A 2386-nucleotide genomic window follows, 5' to 3' on the forward strand; every position below is an offset into this window, starting at 1 on the left:
TATCAATACTATGGGCTCGCTATCCTTCCCGCTGGCGCGGTTCCCGATCCATCTCGCTCCAGAAGTGCTTTTCGCCCAAGAAGCCCATCCCGCTCAAGAGAACCGGTTGCTGGCATGAAGATTCGCGTTGCGCTCGTTTCCGCCCTGATGGCCGTGTCGGGCTGCACCACGCTGGGCAGGACCGGCCCGACCTCTCCGGTCACGCCCGTCGCCACGCCGCCAGCCGCCGGTAAGGTGGGAGTCGGCATCGTCGCGGCCATGAATGGCGGGCTCATCGGCGGATCGATCGGTTCGGGTCTGAGCGAGGCCGAAAAGCGCAAAGGCCTCGAGGCCGAGTACAAGGCGCTGGAATACAACGCCAGCGGCCAGAAGGTGACGTGGAAGGGCGACAGCTCGACCCATTATGGCGAGGTCGTTGCCGCCCAGCCCTACCGGGTCGGCTCGCAGGACTGCCGCCAATACACCCACACCGTTTACACGAGCGGTTCGGGCGTCACGGCGCGCGGCACCGCCTGCCGCAATGCCGACGGCAGCTGGACGCCGCTGACCTGAATTAGCAACGATCGGCGCAATTTGACATTGATCAAGGACGGCCGGCGCGTCTGCCGCCAAAGCGTCGCAGGGCGTCCGTGTTGGCAGGGCAGGGCTCTGCCTTTATTGGAATAGCCATGCTGTTCTGGGTCATAGCTGCAATCCTTACGCTGGGCGCCAGCCTGGCGGTGCTTTTGCCGCTGGCCGGCGGCACGAAAGCCGCATCGACCGCCGGCGATCACGATCTCGAAGTCTATCGCGACCAGCTTTCGGAACTCGACCGCGACATGGCGCGCGGTCTCATCCAGCCGGGTGAGGCGGAGGAAGCGCGCGCCGAGATCGGCCGCCGCATTCTGCGTCTCGGCTCGGACAGCCAGCCAAGCGCGCGAGCGCCGCGCCCTTCGCGCGCCGCAAGGCTGGTCGCCACCGCCGCCGTGCTGGCGGTGCCGCTGGTCAGCTGGGGGCTCTACGGCTCACTCGGCTCGCCGGATCTGCCCTCGCAGCCGCTGGCCGAGCGGCTGGCCAAGAACCCTGCCGAGTCCTCGGTCGACGAGTTGGTTGCCCGCGCCGAGGCGCATCTCGCCGCCAACCCTTCGGACGGCAAGGGCTGGGACGTGCTGGCGCCGGTTTATCTGCGCCTGCAGCGCTACGCCGACGCGGTGACCGCCTATCGCAACGCCATCCGCCTCGACGGCGACAGCGCCGTGCGCCAGGCCGGCCTTGGCGAGGCGATCGCCAACGCTGCCGGCGGCATCGTCACGGCCGAGGCTCAGGGCGCCTTCGACGCGGCCTTGAAGCTCGATCCCGCCAATGCCAAGGCCAATTTCTATCTGGCGATGGGCCTGGCCCAGGAAGGCAGGAAGGCGGAAGCCGCCGCCGCCTGGCAAAAGATGCTCGGTCAGCTTGCGCCCGATTCGCCCTGGCGCAGCGCCGTCCAGCAGGCGCTCGCCGAAACGGCCGAGCCGCCGGCGGCGGCAGGCAAGCCGGCGACCGGCCCGGATGCCGGGCAGGTCGAGGCGGCGCAGCAGATGGCGCCGCAGGACCGGCAGGCAATGATCGAGACCATGGTCGCAAGCCTCGACGACCGGCTGAAACAAAATCCGCACGACGAGGAAGGGTGGATGCGGCTCATTCGTTCCTATGTTGTGCTCGGCAAGGCCGACCGGGCGCGCGACGCGCTCGGTCGCGCGGTTGCCGTCTTCGGCGCCGACAGCGAGCAGGCCAAGAAATTCACCGCCTTTGCCGCCTCCCTCGGCGTGACGGCGACGGAGTAGGCCATGACGCGCAAGCAGAAGCGATTGTCGGTGATCCTCGCAGGGCTGGCCTTCCTCGGCGCTGCTGCCGGTCTTACCTTCTACGCGCTCGGCCAAAAGGCTTCGTATTTCTACATGCCCGCCGACCTCGCCGCCGCAACCGTCCAGCCCGGACAGCGCATTCGCCTTGGCGGGCTCGTCGAAAAAGGCACCATCGTTCGCGGTCAGGGCGCGACCGTCGCCTTCTCGGTCACCGATGAGCAGAAATCGGTCAAGGTCACCTATACCGGCATCTTGCCCGACCTCTTCCGCGAGGAGCAGGGCGTCATCACCGAGGGCGCTTTCGGCCCGGACGGCGTCTTCGTCGCCGATAGCGTTTTAGCCAAGCACGACGAGCGCTATATGCCCAAGGAGGTCGCCGACGGCTTGAAAGCCAAGGGCGTCTGGCAGGAGAGCAAGAGCCAATAATGGTTGAGACCGGACATTTCGCGCTCGTCCTCGCCTTCGCGCTGTCGCTGGTGCAGATGCTGGTGCCATTGGTCGGCGCCCGCGCCGGCAACCAGCGGCTGATGGCGGTCGGCGGCCCGGTCGCGGTCACCGGC

3 protein-coding genes are annotated in these 2386 nt (G+C 67.5%); all 3 read left to right on the forward strand.

Annotation, left to right across the window (positions count from 1 at the left end):
* Positions 1–114 precede the first annotated feature (114 nt).
* Entirely contained in the window at positions 115–552 is a 438-nt protein-coding gene (locus EOA32_RS36320; RefSeq protein WP_095781554.1) for a hypothetical protein, read from the forward strand.
* Positions 553–668: 116 nt separating this feature from the next.
* Positions 669–1805, forward strand: a complete 1137-nt coding sequence (ccmI, locus tag EOA32_RS36325) for a c-type cytochrome biogenesis protein CcmI (protein WP_128374235.1) — start codon at positions 669–671, stop codon at positions 1803–1805.
* Positions 1806–1808: 3 nt separating this feature from the next.
* Complete coding sequence (gene ccmE / locus EOA32_RS36330; RefSeq protein ID WP_066997599.1) at positions 1809–2252, forward strand: cytochrome c maturation protein CcmE; 444 nt, start codon at positions 1809–1811, stop codon at positions 2250–2252.
* The last annotated feature ends 134 nt before the right edge of the window (positions 2253–2386 follow it).

The organism is Mesorhizobium sp. M1A.F.Ca.ET.072.01.1.1 (assembly GCF_004023325.1).
Classification (GTDB): Bacteria; Pseudomonadota; Alphaproteobacteria; order Rhizobiales; family Rhizobiaceae; genus Mesorhizobium.